The organism is Treponema primitia ZAS-2 (assembly GCF_000214375.1).
GTDB classification, from domain to species: domain Bacteria; phylum Spirochaetota; class Spirochaetia; order Treponematales; family Breznakiellaceae; genus Termitinema; species Termitinema primitia.
In genome coordinates this window covers 3,504,507-3,518,056 of record NC_015578.1, presented here as the reverse complement: position 1 = coordinate 3,518,056, position 13,550 = coordinate 3,504,507, and the positions used below count along the sequence as shown (strand labels likewise).

Sequence of the window (13,550 nt, the reverse complement as noted above, 5' to 3'; positions counted from 1 at the left end):
GTATACTATAAAAGGGGGGTGCGGGTATATACCCCCCTTGAAACACCATAGCGGCGACTTCAGCGCCGGGCCTGTAAAAATTTGAAAAAGTTCATATACTCCTTGACAATTTTTTGCCAAAACGAGTATATTATTCGTATCATTCCCCTGTAGCTCAGTTGGCAGAGCAAGTGGCTGTTAACCACTGGGTCCGTGGTTCAAACCCGCGCGGGGGAGTAAATGTGGCGTTCCTTTGGAACGCCGTTTTTTTTGCCAGGCGGGTTTGAAAGGTTCAGCCCGCCTCTCTAAATGCCGCGACCAAGTGGGAGCGGCTTCTTTACGGGAGGAAAAGGGGCCATGGAGGGCCCTGAGGGAAGCGTACTATAAATGCAATAAAGCAGTGATTAATCTTGATAGCTTTATCAATATTGTTAATTCGGGAGAGTTTTTAGTGGTCTTCTCAAAATCGGATACTGACGAACGATTACCTGCATTCCTACCATTGGCCTCAGGTTAGTATGCCAATAATGTATCCATCACCTTCGGTTAAAAATACGGCGAAACAAGGGGTGGTAGGGTGTGATGAATCAAAACGGAAAAAATACCTTGCCAAGCTGGAAACCATGCTCCCCGAAATCCAGTACACTTTATAGGGTGTCCTATCTGCAGATTTATACCATACCTATAGCGTTTAACATTAGTTAAGTAAAATAGTTGCATTTTCTTTAAGAATTTTCAAATTCTCGTTCACTCTTACCGATCCGCTCCCTACTTATATATATGGAGGTTTATCATGAACGCAATATCACCTACCCGCGCAGCTTATTGGAAGAAACAGGTTGAAACCCGCATAATGCAGGGAAAGGCTATCCCGGAACGGCTCGGCAAAGCTTTATGCCGGATGACGTATATTTCCCTTGACGCTACAGCGGGGGGTAACTCCCAGTATGTCCCGGATCGTTCACCGCCGGCGGTTGACGCCCTTACGGCAATCTACCAGCCCTTCCCGGAAGTATTATCTGTTATCCTGTCGGTAACGGAACCGATTGCGATAGGTAGTGTTCCTGTTAAACGCCCTAAGGCCGCCACACCCGCCGTACCGCTGATTAAATTCAGGGAGCCGAAATACGCACAACCGGTTGCCAAGCTCATTGAGGCCGGCCATCCTATCTTGCTGGTAGGCCCCGCAGGGTGTGGCAAGACCCGGCTTTTCTATGACATTGCCCAGAAAGCCCGGAAGAATATCTACCGGGTCAACTTTGACGGCGGCATGACCCCGGATGCCTTTATCGGTGGTGTTCGCCTCCGGTCGGTTAAAAATCCCGATGGGACCGCCACTCAGGAGACCTACTTTCTGGAAGGCCCGGTTGTCAAAGCCGCTAAAGAGGGCGCATGGCTTCTCCTGGACGAGATCGACAAAGCCCAGCCGGAATACGCCGCCGCCCTTCATGCCATGATCGAGGATATTCATAACCCAATCGTTCTTAATGATGACGGAGGCAAAACTATTAAACCCCATAAGGATTTCCGTATTTTAGCTACCGCCAATACCTTGGGCAACATGGAGGACATCTCCCTCGGGTACTATGGTTCATCTCCCATGAGCGCCGCATTCAAGGATCGGTTTGCCATCTTACAGGTTGATTACCCTCCCGATGAACCTGCCATCATCAATGACATCCTGCACGATAAGGATATGTCTACCCGTTTAGTCAAAGTTGCCAAACTGGTCAGGCAGGCAATGATGGATGGACGTCTAACCGGTTCTCCCTTTTCCACCCGCCGCCTTATCGCCCTTGCTTTTGCTTTCAAGTGCCTGGGGGATCTTGAAATGACAATCGAACTTGAATTGTTGGGCCGGTTCTCCAGCGCCGGACGATCGTTGGTGGAATCCTTCATTTCAAATGTTTTCACCAATAAGTGGCGAAAGGTTAAAGATACTGCCGCAGATACGGCAAGTACCACATAGGGTACAAGGGAGGACTTATGGCAAAACACATTGATCTTGACTATGGCTCAGGACGATACTCGGCCTTTTCTTTGAAAGAGTATACCACCGGCATGACCGCCGATTCAAACATACGGATCATTGAATCTTCCAAAGCGGGAACCGCTTCGGTGAATATTGAAACAAAAACCATCATCATTCCGGCGATTGATTATTCCAAACCAATGACCCGCGACCGTTACCGGATAACCAAAGGGTACATCGATCATGAAATAGCGCATATGCTCTACCCCGACACCTCTTATCTCGGCATACAGAATAATGAAATGCTCGTTAATATGGCACACCTGATTGACGACATCAGGATCGAGACCCTTTATGCAAAATCCTATGTTGGAGTGGGCGAGGATTTTCAGTATCTGAACCAATTGTTTTATGACGAGAAAAGGGCTTTCAATCGTGATAAGCTTCCGGAAAAGTCTTTCCCATCCATCATGGGGACCATCGCTACTACCTATTTCGGAATCCGCCATAGTGAGGCGCACAATTCTGAAGTATCTGATTTTCTGGAGCAGAAGGTTTTCCCTATGATTGATCGGTATCTTGCTCACAAGCATCCCGATACTTTGCAAACCGCCGAACAGATTATTTCCGCTATTCGTGATTTTCTGGATAGTATAAAACCTGATGAGGTTAAGGGATGTGATATTTCTTTCCAAATGACAAAACACATTGAGCAGGATAGTACCGTTATTCCCGAGGAAGAAAACACCATTAAACCCTATCATGACACTATTGCCGATTTGTCCGATCCCCGCTGTCTCTATAATTACGTCAACACGGAGCGGTATGAACACATCAAGCGAAAGCAGGCCCAGGTCATTTCCGCATACCGTAATATGTTCGGCGCCTTCTTGGTTTCCACTACCCATTGCCGGACCTTAAAAACCTTCCAGGGTAAATTTAACCACCGTGAAGTTGCCCTGGTCGCCGCATCTCTTAATCCCCGCATCTTCACCAGCAGGGTTACTGGCCGCCAGTTCAGCTATGATGTATCCCTACTCATGGACTGCTCCCATTCGATGGGCGGTTTCCCTATGGGCGATGGTTATTCGACTAAAATAACTAAAGCCTATGAAACCTTGGTCATTTTTGCGGAAGCGTTACAGGGGCTTCCTGATATTAACCTTGAAATCCTGGCTTTCACTGCCGATTCTTCTTATACACCGGGCATGGCCCATGCACGGTTCGACAGTTGTAACAATCAACTCTTTGTATTAAAATCCTTTGCCAATCTTTCGTCCGGTGCGCTTCCCTATTTTCCTTCTTATCATTTCTGGTATGGCATAGCGAGAAATAATTTTGATATTGGAGCTGTCTGTCTCGCTTCCCGCCGCCTCCGCCAAATGCCCCCTACAAATCGCAAGCTTCTTATTGTTCTTTCAGATGGGATTCCGGCATCAAACATAGCAAGGGGGACACACCTTCTCAAATCCTACATCGAGGAGGTTTCCCGGATACACCCGGTACTTGGCATCGGCCTTGAGAATCCCGCTATCTCCCGGTGTTATCCTGGGGGGATCAATCTGAATAACCTTGACGAGTTAAAAGACCGGGTTTTTCAGGACATTCAACACTTCCTGGTATCCCAGATGAAAACACGATCGATTGAGCATGACAGGTTTGTAAAAATGTCTGATTTCCCCTTTTAAGAACGCCATGGTGTGTGTTCATCCCAGGTGTTTCTGGTACACTATATATGGCGTTCTACCTGCGCATTTGCACTATACCTATAGCGTTTAACGTTAGTTAAGTAAAATATTTGCATTTTCTTTAAGAATTTTCAAATTCTCGTTCACTATTACCGATCTGCTCCCTACTTATATTATATATGGGTATTTTATTGCCTTCATCAGTCTATGCTAAATTCTCAATCTTACCCTATACACTATCATCATATTATGCCCTGGAGACCCGCCATGGCTAACCCCTTTGCCAACTCCATAAAATTCCTTGCCGCAATTAATCTCCTGGCTTCTCCTCAAGGGGCGACTATCAAAACCCTCATGGAACACCTCAGTATCTCCCGGCGCACCGCCTTCCGGCTCCTGGAGGCTCTGGAAGAACTCGGGCTTCCCCTCATTGACGAGCAATCAGGGCCGAGGGTTGAAAAGGTATACCGGCTCATGGATTCCTACGTTCTTAAGCTTCCCAATATGGCTATCCTCAATCCGGGCCTGACAGCCCAGGAGATTGAGACATTATTGACACTCCTTGAGTACCATGAAAAATTGCAGAAACTTGAAAAGGCTTCGACAATTAACGCTATACGTCAAAAGATTATGGCATTAATACCGAAAGGGCTGGATAAACTTACTAATAGGGGCGCCATGTTTTGACACCCCTGGAGGATATATTATATAATGGGAATCAAACTTATTCCCGAGAATGCTTCAGGAGGATTATTTTATGAAGGGTGTTGATTTTTCTGCCCGGATGGGAATTAGTGAATATCTTAAGGAAAACACTGCAAACTTGAATTTATTTTCCAAGACCGATGAGTCCCTGGCGGCTGAATTTAAACCCTACGAAGGGCATTGGGATGAACTGGCGCAATTTACCCATATAGAATTGTGCGGAGAAAATATAACAATAATTCCGGATTGTATTAAAAACCTTCCTGCATTAAACAGCATGACCATTAGATCAACGGGAATAAAAAAAATGCCTGAATGGACAGGAAAATTATCTTCGTTGAATTTTTATGACCTAACCAATGAATCGCTTGCATCTTTATTTGAATCCTTCGACGATTTATGGTTCACCACTACAAGTATAACCGAACTTACTTTACATGGGGAAGGCCTGACAGTATTCCCTGACCGCCTGAAAATACTGAACAAATTAAAAATAGTATACCTATGGAATACCGGGATAACACAAATCCCGGTTTGGATTCAAAGCCTTAAGCTGCTGGAAAAACTAAGTATTGGTGTAGCTGAAATACGCACGCTGCCGGAATGGCTTGCAAATTTTCCTTGCCTAAAAGAATTGGATCTTTACAATCTAAAAATAACCAAAATACCGGAGTGGATTGGAAATCTGAACAAACTTGAAACATTGTCAATAAATCTGTGTCCGATATCGGATCTCCCGGTATCAATTGGCAAACTTGGAATGTTAAAGAAACTGCGTATTATTCAACCTTGTATAGGCCGGTATTCATCAGAAGAAAGCCTTGCAGCTTTTCGTAATTTTACAGTGTCTTTGCCGTATTCAATAAATGATTGTACGTCCCTAAGAGAAATAGACTTACATGAATGTCCGATAATCGAATTGCCGGATATTAGCAATCTTACACAGCTTACTAATCTTGATTTGAGATCAACGGAAATAAAGGTTCTGCCCGAGAGTATCGGAAAGCTCTCGCAGCTTATCACCCTTGATTTATCGGGATCAAAAATAGAGGTACTTCCGGATTCCATAGGCAGGCTCACAAATCTCACAAATCTTGATTTAAGCTACTCATCTATAATGGCATTACCTGAGTCTATTGGAAATCTTGCATCACTGAAAAAATTAAATTTAAATAATACCAGAAATCTCAGAATTCTTCCGGAAACTATTGGTGACCTTTCAGCATTACAGGTTTTGGATATTGGTTCTTTTTTCAGCTTGCACAACGAAAAAACTATTACTATTCTGCCTGAAACGATAGGCAGGCTTCGATCCCTTAAGGTACTTCTGTTAAATGACTCCGATATTTCATCATTACCCGAAAGCATTGGTGAATTATCATCACTAAAAATATTATATTTGAATGATACCCCCATTACTGAATTACCCCAATCCATGGAGAAGCTTTGTTCGCTGGAAAAACTTAATTTGAATGGGGTTAAAATTACTGAATTACCCTTGTCTATAGGCAATATGAAATCACTTAAAATATTGCTCTTGAAGGATACTGATATAAGTTCTCTGCCGGATTCTTTTGTATATCTTTCATCCCTTGAAAAATTGGATTTAAGCGGCACAAAAATTACACATTTTCCCGAATGTATCAGCAAATTATCGACCCTCGCATCATTCCGGTTTTCAAATGGAGCCTTTGAAGAGGAAAAATTATTCAGGGGTTCGTCTTTTTTGGACGACGATTATGATTTCGGGAGCGCCATGTTTTGACACCCTGAAGGGGTGGGAAAGTTCCTTTCCGGTACGCTTTATAGAGCCAGGAAGCAGAATTGTTGTTTGCCATCCTGACTTTCTGTACATGATTTATTAACCCTTGATGAAGCAATTTCAGGTCTTGAAAGTAACAGTTTTATTAACCAGCCCAAAAACGCCAAAATACTTTACAGTACAATTTCTTCCTTATCATTCACAATCTGCACCGCGAAACTCTCAAAAACTGTCGCATATTCATTGCCCTCAAAGGTATGAATTGGGACGATGTGTTTTGGCTGTAATACTTCTACCATTTTCTTGAGACCCTCAAGGTCAGCGTGGCCGGATGTATGAATATCCTTGATAGTCATTCCTTTGTATTCAAGGTACTCAAGAAAATCCTTTACGGCCTTCTCTTTTTTGTATCCATCCCACTGTGAATAGATAAGGACCCCGCCGGACAGGTTTTTGAAATTGGTGATGTCGCTTGTCATACTCGGGCGGACAGTTACCACCACATTTTTGTATTGGGCCTTGATTTCCGGTGTGGTTATTTTATATTCCTTGAACCGGTACGCCAATTCCCCCTTCCCCTGGGCAATGACCAATTTGGTAAGGCGAAAGGGGAACCGTACTTTTATTTCCGGGAAGTTTTCAGACGGATAGGGCAGATTGTATCCCAGGGCGGCTAAATCCGCCAGAATGTTTGCAATATAAAAGTCCATTACAAATGTTTTCCCCCTTCGTTTGCAGGCCCGGTAAACTGATACAAGCCGGTCGATGTTTTGCCCTGAGCAATACACAAGGTTTATTCCATCGGTTTCCTTAAACGTCTCCACCAAGGCGGATTCAATTTCGGATTCTGTAGGGAAGCTTACACCCTTTCTGCTAAGGGAAGTCCCTTCGAGCAACAGGTAGTCAACACCCTTATCCACATGATAGCTGAACCAGTCAAAGGCTTTCATTTTCCTGCCATGAATACGGAAATCGCCGCTATAAAACAGGGACTTCCCATCTGCTTGTATCATAAACGCATAAGCATCAAAGGCGGCATGATCCATCAGATAGGGAATGACGGTAATGTCCCCAATGGCAAAGGGTTTACCCGATTCAAAATAACAGGGATTCTGTATAGCCCACTGTTGATTAGTAAAAGTATTGGTTAATTCAATCAACCTATGGGTTGCCTTCCCCAGGTAGACCTTACACTTATTAGATACATGGTTAATCAGTCCATAATGGTCCTGATGGGCATGGGATATTATCAGGGCAGTCTTTGGACTATCACTGAACAAATCGGGTATATCGGGTAAAATCCCCTGGGTGGTTAATTCATCCGGCGGTATGTTCTGTATCTTCTTTGAATAAAATGGGGAACCATCAACATTCACCAGGGGCATACCAAAGTCGATAACTATGCGGGTGGTGTCTGTCCACACTTCCACGCAGGAACCGCCTATTTCTTTTGTGCCCCGGTGAATTTTAAAGGTCATAACCATTCATTACTGATTAAATTTCAGTGGTTGCTCCTAAAACAACCTTTTTCAGATAAAATCCGTAATCCTTTGTTTTAATACTATAGAATCGAAGAATATCATCAAAGCGAGGATGAAAATAGTTGTTTACGACATAACAGGAAATGCCCACCTTTCGTAATTTGGTTATTTGAGCCGCATCAAAGATTTCAGTTATAGATGGCATTTTCAACACTAAATCACGATAGCAGCTAAAATAAAGACCGTAATCCAATATCTGCGAGATTACTTCCAATTCAGAATTATCAAGTTTCAATTCAATAACTGCCAGGTTTCCCAATTTATTGAGGGTTACAATATCAACTGCTTCGGTAGGCATTATACGGGTAGATTCACTTACCTTGCTGTTAAAAACGCCTGTAGGAAATTCACGAAGAACCCCCACATCTTTTCCTTTCATTTGGTAAAAATCCTCTCCCAGAATTGCAAGGCGGTCATTGGTTCTGGTTTCTAATCCCTTTCCATACAAGAAAGCCTGGAAAGATTTTTCTAAAAGTCCCGGCTTATCATCATCACTGCGCTTAGCTACTTTGGTGTGAATTACCTCATTATCGGGCCGGTGAAACAGTGTGGTTTCATCATATAAAACAATATCCTGTTTATTAAGCGATAATGTAAATGTGATATTCGGATTGTTGATGCTTAAAAAAGAAATGCGCCGCCGCAGGGATTCAAAATTTAAATCAAAAAGCGTTTCCGCTTTTTTCGGTTTGTCTATTCTGAAATTTACGCGCAAAACTTCTGTGTCATATTTTTGTTTCGCCTCGGCAATACAGGCAAGTATCCACGGGTCAAAGCGCCTAAAATCCTTTTTGCTGAATTTGCCGACAAGTTCGGCATGGAGTTCCTTGCCGTTTCCGGTAAATGAAATGTGGATATCCCGCGGAAAGCCCCCGGGTTTCCCCTGTGAATCGGCAATCGCTTTTTCAAATTGAGTAATGTTACCCATACAATCCTCCTTGGTTTAACGGTACCTTGTCTTCTGGTATCATAAACTGTTTCCCTGTGAAACGCAAGCCCTCGCATTGCAGTATTGGATACACTAATTGGTACGCGAATAAACAGTGTTTGATAATACTGCAAGTATTGTCAGCGTCATTCCAAAATCAAGACATCCTACCAGCCAAGAGTGTCAATTCATGGCGCCCCTGACAAAAATATCGAAAAATCACCCATATTTCATTATTTTAGCCTAATAAAGGGCGAGGTATGTTGTTTTCACAAGGTATTTGTATTCGGGGTTTAATACCCCTTTAAACGCCCTAAAGCTCCCTCGTGTAAACGGGTTCTTGGGTATTACACCCCTCAACACGAATAAATTATGAAGATGTAGAGTTCATTGAACTCGTTGAAAAGAAAGTCGAAGGAGAAAGCACAAATGGACAATAATGCCAATATAAAAAGCTACCAACCATCATTGGTGACTAAGGCTACACAGGGGGCTCCGGCAACATCTCCCCAGGCAAGTGTCGCAAAAGTTATACCCCGTCAGGGCTGAACCCCGGCCCGGAAACCTAGGATTGTGAAACCAAACATACCGGACATATGTTTTTCCATGCAACATATTTTAAGCGATACGAGCAAGACACATAATGAGGCTGTAGGAAAAGTGTTTATAACAGAAGAAAGAGTACCAGACATCTTTTTGCTACGTTTGTGTATCATTAGTCAAATACTCCCGGCAAAGGGTAGTGTCTGGGTGTTGAGGAAATTAGCTCACCTAGTCAATAGCGCCTACATTCGTCCACCAATTTTTGTCCTATTCATGCCTTTCGATGGTCTGTAACATGAGCTCCCGAAGCGCCGCATTAATCCGGCTTTGATACCCTTTTCCATAAGCTTTGAACCAAGCCAAAACATCGGCATCCAAGCGAATCTGAACGGCCTTCTTAACCGGCTTGAAATACTCAGGATGCTTCGGCCGCATCTTTTTCAGTTCTTCCTCGGTTAATACCGGACAATCAGAAAAATCGGTGTTCTTAAATGCCTTTATTTCGGCAATCCTTTCAGGTGTTAAAGTTTTTACGCCATTCATAATACATTCTCTCCTCAAAGGGCTCAGCAGACCGTACCGAAATGATCCTTGTTCGGCCACTGCCCGGTTCTGTATATGACAGGTACAGAATAATAAAATCCTACAACTCCGCTAACCCCCTATACCGGATCTCTTCAACAGTTGAATGGGCTTCGTCATATAATTCAAGAATATAGGGATCATTAAAAGCGGGCAATATTTCATTGAAATATAAACCATGTAGTTCCTTATTGATCCTACTCTTGTCTTCATCCCACTCAAAAAGCCCATCTGTACTGGTGACAGTTTTACCCATTCAATGCCCTACAATAGTGTATACACAAATTTGCAGAGAAGTCAAGCCCCGTTTTTCCCTGGCAAACCCATTTTGACCAGAAACCCTGAAAATCACCAAAAAACGGTGATGATAACAGAAGTGGCGACACTTTTTGGAAGCTATTATGGGGCTTACGCTGCAACTGTTACGGCATTTTCCTTAATTGTCCGTATGATATCCATCAACTGCGACTGCCGCTTTGGGTCAAAAAGCTTCACGAAGCTTATCGGTTTGTCAAAAGGCGGCTTGGTTAAATCTTTCAAATCTTCCATATAACCGTTTTGCTCGACATGGTTAATGACCTTTTGGATAAACTCAATCTGGTTATGATTAAGTGATTGGTCATTGATGAATTGAGAGAAGGCTTGCATGGCGGCCTCGTGATTGAGTTTTGCAATTTTTCTGATGAGCAGGCCGAAGGGGGTATCGCCATATTCACGCTGGTAGTCCTCGCGGCTGCCGAGTTCGATGGTTAGGACCCTCTCTAATTCCTGGTAATCTTTTGAGCCCAGGGGGATATTGTGGGTTAGCTTGTGTATGGACATGGAGGCGGCGTGTTCTTCGATGTAGCGATTGACCTTCTTCCTGTAATCTTCAAAATCGTATGCCGGGGGCATGGGCTCACCTACGTCCCAGGAAATCACTGGATCAGTTAAGTTTGTGATGATTGTTTTAGGGCCGCTCGTTTCCACGAGGAATTTCATTAAACCGCGCAATGTTTGGCGCACTTCATCAAGGGCCAGGATATTGTTGCTGTCCCAAAAATCATCGGTGTTGATAGTTTTGATGAGAGCAATGTTTGCCTTTACCTGTGGTATGCTGATCTTTTTCTCAAACAGGAGCGCAATATCGGAAAGCTGTTTCCGGGCATAGTTGAAGCTTGGTAGATGCTCTATATCCGCCAGCATCATGCCGTACATAAAATTATCGAACCGTTTGGCGGCTTCGTCGGACGAACCTCCTGCGTCCGCGTCATCCAGGAGCACTAGGGGTGCAAGGTGTTTTATGATGTCGCCTTTATCGCCTTCACTTATAAATACATACGCAGAAGGGAGTTTGTATTTTTCCACATATTGCCGTTTGAGTTTAACGGATACCAGCTCCTGGTTGAGCGCGGCTATCTGGGATTGGCAGCCAGCAGTCAGGTTGTTTCTAAAAGACTGATAGTCATCTCCTGCATAAATGCTATCCTGCAAACACACGGCAAGGCGAATTTTTTTGCTGAATATGGATTCTGAAAGGGATTTTGTATCCGTGCTTTCAAAGCCCTCGGTATGCTCGCGGAAATATTCAAAGTTGCCGCAATAGTCAAAAATGAAAAATCGCCGCTTGTCGGTGTAAGCGCCATCTTTATTGTCCAGGCATTCCAAACCGATGCAAATGCGGGTGCCGCGGCCGATCATCTGCCAGAACTTTGTTTTTGAACGCACTTTTTTGAAAAAGACCAGGTTAACGCATTCCGGCACATCAATGCCAGTGTCCATCATATCAACCGACACCACAATACGTGGCTCTTTTTCAGGAACTTTGAAATCTTCGATAATTTCTTGTGAATAGCTATCATCGCAAATTACCCGCTGGGCGAATCCGCCTTTAAAATTCGGATGCAATTTATTGAAACGTTCCAGAACGTATTCGGCATGAAGCTTGCTCTGGGCGAAGATGATAGATTTACCAACGCGGTCCCCACCCTCAATCTTAATACCCCGCTCCATCAAGTCTTGCAACACGGTATCCACGGTTTGCTGGTTGAAGACGAACTTGTTGAGCGCGGGCGCAGGAATGAAATCGGGCAAGGTATCATCTTCCGTGAAATCATCCTCATATCGTTTTTTGTCTTCATCGGAAAGCTCATCGTACACAATGCCGTCTTCCAAAAACTTTGTTTTCACTTCGATATTATAGTAGGGTACCAAAACATGGTCAGTATACACGGCAGTCTCATAGTCGTAGGCATAGGTTGGCACACCATGCTCCATTTCGAAAAATTCATAGGTATTCCTATCCACATCGGTTTTTGGGGTGGCTGTCAAACCGAGGGTGAGGGCATCAAAATATTCGAAGATGGCACGGTATTTCTTAAAAATGCTTCGGTGGCTTTCGTCCACGATGATAAGATCAAAATGGGCGGGAGTGAAAAGTTTCAAGCCATCGGCATTCTTCGCGGTGTCGATTGCATTGAGTATGGTTGGATAGGTGGAGAAAACAATCCGCGCTGTTCTGTCATCCTTGTTGGAAAGCAGATTGCACAGAGACATATCGGGCAAGTAGTTTTTGAATGCATCTTTTGCTTGTTTGACCAAGGCCCTACGGTCAGCCAGAAACAGGGTGTTTGTAACGTGACCCCCACGGCTTAAGACATCTACCAGCCCCGCAGCAGTTCTCGTCTTTCCCGATCCGGTGGCCATAACCAACAATTGTTTTCTGAAGCCCGCTTTGATACTATCGCCGACGGCTCGAATGGCAGCTATTTGATACGGCCGTCCTGCTATTGTCGGATTAATAGGAATCTCATCAAGGTTTTTACGATCAATCCGGCGGTTCATCAGCTTTTGCAGATTGTCCTTGCTAAATATGCCGCTCACCTTCCGCTGGGGAGATGATTGATTGTCCCAGAAGTAGGTCTCGAAGCCATTGGTAGTGAAAATCATTGGGCGACGCTTAAACTGCCGCTCCAGACAGTCGGCATATAATGAGGCTTGTTTGCGTCCGGTATTCGCATCCTTGCTGGAACGTTTAGCTTCGATTACCGCAAGAGGAAGCCCATCTTTACCCAGCAGGACATAGTCGGCATAGCCTTTCTGGTCCAATACGTCCGCCATACCGTTAACTTCATATTCTTCAATGACATCGGCATCGGCGCCGGAAAAACGCCAGCCCATAAGTTTTAAATCCACATCAATGTAGATTTTACGGGTCTTGAACTCGGAAATATCATCGGCCTTGAATGTTCGATCTTGCTGGTGCTGTTCTTTCCCGGCGGTGTATTGGGGGGCCATGTCCTCTATGATCTTTTGCAGCCGCTTAATTTCAGAATCTTTCTCGTCCAGAAGGCTCTGAGTTTCCTTGATTTTCTTGGTGACAATAACCACTTTGCCTTTGGGAATGAGGGCCTCATCAAAACGGCGTTCTGCATACTTTGAACCATAGGAATAATCAATCCAATCGATAAACTCAAAAAGACCTTTCAGCGCGGTTAACGCATCGCCTGAATCTACCGCTCGTTCGGTATGCACAGCGAGATTACCCAGCTTAATGATGTAGGAAAGTTTGCCCCATGTTTTACTATCCACGGCAAAGCGAAAGGACGGCTCATGGATGAGGGACTGGATGTTGTCCTTATAGGGCATGTTAATGTTTTTATCGGCTGAGTAAACCCACTTTACTGCCAATTCGAGGGCTTTCCGGCAGCCAACAGCGCACATGGCTGAGGATGTAGCATAAACCTTCTCGGCCTCTATTGCTGCAGGCGAAAACAGGGTGTATTCGTTTTGTTGCCGAAGGAACTCAAAGTTCGACACAGCCATCCATCCTTTATCACTCGGTAGCCCAAATACCTTATAGTTATACCAT

The 13,550-nt window shown here is 44.2% G+C and carries 10 protein-coding genes and 1 tRNA gene; 6 read left to right on the top strand and 5 right to left on the bottom strand.

The window, feature by feature from the left end; genetic code table 11:
* Positions 1–143 precede the first annotated feature (143 nt).
* From TREPR_RS15220 to TREPR_RS15195, 6 genes are all read left to right on the top strand, one after another.
* Positions 144–216: transfer RNA gene (locus TREPR_RS15220), tRNA-Asn, on the top strand.
* A gap of 281 nt (positions 217–497) precedes the next feature.
* The gene (locus TREPR_RS19165) at positions 498–632 is read left to right on the top strand and encodes a hypothetical protein (protein WP_281054600.1); all 135 of its coding nucleotides are present in this window, start codon (positions 498–500) and stop codon (positions 630–632) included.
* Between the two features lie 140 nt (positions 633–772).
* Positions 773–1,948, top strand: a complete 1,176-nt coding sequence (locus tag TREPR_RS15210) for an AAA family ATPase (RefSeq protein WP_015709237.1) — start codon at positions 773–775, stop codon at positions 1,946–1,948.
* Positions 1,949–1,965: 17 nt separating this feature from the next.
* On the top strand, positions 1,966–3,639 hold the full coding sequence (locus TREPR_RS15205; RefSeq protein ID WP_015709236.1) for a vWA domain-containing protein: 1,674 nt from the start codon (positions 1,966–1,968) through the stop codon (positions 3,637–3,639).
* Positions 3,640–3,906: 267 nt separating this feature from the next.
* Complete coding sequence (locus tag TREPR_RS15200; protein WP_015709235.1) at positions 3,907–4,326, top strand: HTH domain-containing protein; 420 nt, start codon at positions 3,907–3,909, stop codon at positions 4,324–4,326.
* A 70-nt stretch (positions 4,327–4,396) separates the two neighbouring features.
* Complete coding sequence (locus TREPR_RS15195) at positions 4,397–6,109, top strand: leucine-rich repeat domain-containing protein (RefSeq protein WP_015709234.1); 1,713 nt, start codon at positions 4,397–4,399, stop codon at positions 6,107–6,109.
* A gap of 170 nt (positions 6,110–6,279) precedes the next feature.
* On the opposite strand, the gene TREPR_RS15190 is transcribed toward TREPR_RS15195, so the two are convergent.
* The 5 genes from TREPR_RS15190 to TREPR_RS15170 all read right to left on the bottom strand — a co-directional run bounded on the left by TREPR_RS15190 (position 6,280) and on the right by TREPR_RS15170 (position 13,504).
* Positions 6,280–7,584, bottom strand: a complete 1,305-nt coding sequence (locus tag TREPR_RS15190; protein ID WP_015709233.1) for an MBL fold metallo-hydrolase — start codon at positions 7,582–7,584, stop codon at positions 6,280–6,282.
* Between the two features lie 16 nt (positions 7,585–7,600).
* Complete coding sequence (locus tag TREPR_RS15185; protein WP_015709232.1) at positions 7,601–8,575, bottom strand: hypothetical protein; 975 nt, start codon at positions 8,573–8,575, stop codon at positions 7,601–7,603.
* 810 nt (positions 8,576–9,385) lie between these two features.
* Positions 9,386–9,661, bottom strand: coding sequence for a BrnA antitoxin family protein (locus tag TREPR_RS15180; protein WP_015709231.1), 276 nt, complete (start codon positions 9,659–9,661; stop codon positions 9,386–9,388).
* 100 nt (positions 9,662–9,761) lie between these two features.
* The gene (locus TREPR_RS19040) at positions 9,762–9,956 is read right to left on the bottom strand and encodes a BrnT family toxin (RefSeq protein ID WP_245534751.1); all 195 of its coding nucleotides are present in this window, start codon (positions 9,954–9,956) and stop codon (positions 9,762–9,764) included.
* Between the two features lie 152 nt (positions 9,957–10,108).
* The gene (locus TREPR_RS15170; RefSeq protein ID WP_015709230.1) at positions 10,109–13,504 is read right to left on the bottom strand and encodes a DEAD/DEAH box helicase family protein; all 3,396 of its coding nucleotides are present in this window, start codon (positions 13,502–13,504) and stop codon (positions 10,109–10,111) included.
* Between the last annotated feature and the right edge of the window lie 46 nt (positions 13,505–13,550).

Excerpts from the sequence above, each read along its gene's own strand:
- TREPR_RS15210 (WP_015709237.1), top strand. The coding sequence starts at position 773 with ATGAACGCAATATCACCTACCCGCGCAGCTTATTGGAAGAAACAGGTT.
- TREPR_RS15195 (WP_015709234.1), top strand. The coding sequence starts at position 4,397 with ATGAAGGGTGTTGATTTTTCTGCCCGGATGGGAATTAGTGAATATCTT.
- TREPR_RS19040 (WP_245534751.1), bottom strand. The coding sequence starts at position 9,956 with ATGGGTAAAACTGTCACCAGTACAGATGGGCTTTTTGAGTGGGATGAA.
- TREPR_RS15180 (WP_015709231.1), bottom strand. The coding sequence starts at position 9,661 with ATGAATGGCGTAAAAACTTTAACACCTGAAAGGATTGCCGAAATAAAG.
- TREPR_RS19165 (WP_281054600.1), top strand. The coding sequence starts at position 498 with ATGCCAATAATGTATCCATCACCTTCGGTTAAAAATACGGCGAAACAA.
- TREPR_RS15200 (WP_015709235.1), top strand. The coding sequence starts at position 3,907 with ATGGCTAACCCCTTTGCCAACTCCATAAAATTCCTTGCCGCAATTAAT.
- TREPR_RS15185 (WP_015709232.1), bottom strand. The coding sequence starts at position 8,575 with ATGGGTAACATTACTCAATTTGAAAAAGCGATTGCCGATTCACAGGGG.
- TREPR_RS15170 (WP_015709230.1), bottom strand. The coding sequence starts at position 13,504 with ATGGCTGTGTCGAACTTTGAGTTCCTTCGGCAACAAAACGAATACACC.
- TREPR_RS15190 (WP_015709233.1), bottom strand. The coding sequence starts at position 7,584 with ATGACCTTTAAAATTCACCGGGGCACAAAAGAAATAGGCGGTTCCTGC.
- TREPR_RS15205 (WP_015709236.1), top strand. The coding sequence starts at position 1,966 with ATGGCAAAACACATTGATCTTGACTATGGCTCAGGACGATACTCGGCC.